Consider the following 1,074-nt stretch of genomic DNA (forward strand, 5'->3'; position numbering starts at 1 on the left):
ATGATGACCAGTTACAGCGAACAGGTGTATCTTGGCAAACTGTAGTTATGTCTTTGCCTGATGATGGTTCTGGTGATCTGAATAAGGTTCGTCACATTATCGTGAATGATTTCAAATCGGCTACCTATAAACTCGCACTACTGCGTACTTTACTACGAATTGCAGATGCTCATTCTGGTGCAGTGGTTGATCGTAGTGACGGTAAAGTTGTCATCCCATTAGGATTAGTCGGCTTATATTGGATTCGTCAATTTAAGCGTTTAATCGATAAAGAGAACATCCAGCAGAACTCGAACTCGTCTAAAGGACTAGGATTTATCAAGCCGGAAGGTTGGGGCAGACTTTCCCATTTAAGCCCTGATGATCTTGCTATAGGCGCGACATTTTTTGGCGAAGACGCAGCGGCGATGGATAAAGCAATAAAAGATAGCTTAAAAACCATAAAAGATGGCCCCGTCGCTTTTACCTATCAGGGCGATAAATCAAACCCTTACTTTGAAATGATTCGTTCAGCTAAAAAGCCCAAAAGTTCAATTGTTGTGGATAGCGAGTGCCTCGAAAGCTATGGGCTGTTTGTGTTGGATGAAAGCCTTTGGGATTGTTTTCGATTGTATAACTCTTGGATTGAGCCGCTGGTGGTCAACCAATGGATTATGGAAATGCAACGATTTCGGTCTAATCAAGAGCGGGGTATTCCACTGCAAACGTATCACGATTGTTTGGTCTGGATTGATAAAGACCATGATACGCGAGTGGTGCGAAAGAGAATTGAACAGTTGAAGCTCAGCCACTCCGACATTGTCAGCGTATGGAGTGGAAGCAAATTACGAAATGAGTATCACGTTGATCACTGTTTGCCTTTTGCTTATTGGCCTAACAATGATAAGTGGAACTTGCTACCAACTTCTAAGGCTGAAAACCTGAACAAACGTGATCGTATTCCTGCTAGCTATCGATTAAACGCATCTAAGCCGCGAATTTTGGATTGGTGGCAGCTAGCTTGGGGAGAGACGGATAGTTTGAGTCGGACATTTTTTACCGAGGCTTCATTGTCGCTACCTAATGTGCCAGCAT

General features: G+C 43.3%; 1 protein-coding gene. It reads left to right on the forward strand.

Annotated features, from left to right (window positions below; all coding sequences use genetic code 11):
• On the forward strand, positions 1-1,074 hold a 1,074-nt coding region (locus tag R7Q38_RS24630; protein WP_318114694.1), incomplete at both ends, for an HNH endonuclease domain-containing protein.

The sequence above is a fragment of the Vibrio sp. Vb0598 genome (assembly GCF_033338935.1).
Taxonomy (GTDB): Bacteria; Pseudomonadota; Gammaproteobacteria; order Enterobacterales; family Vibrionaceae; genus Vibrio; species Vibrio alginolyticus.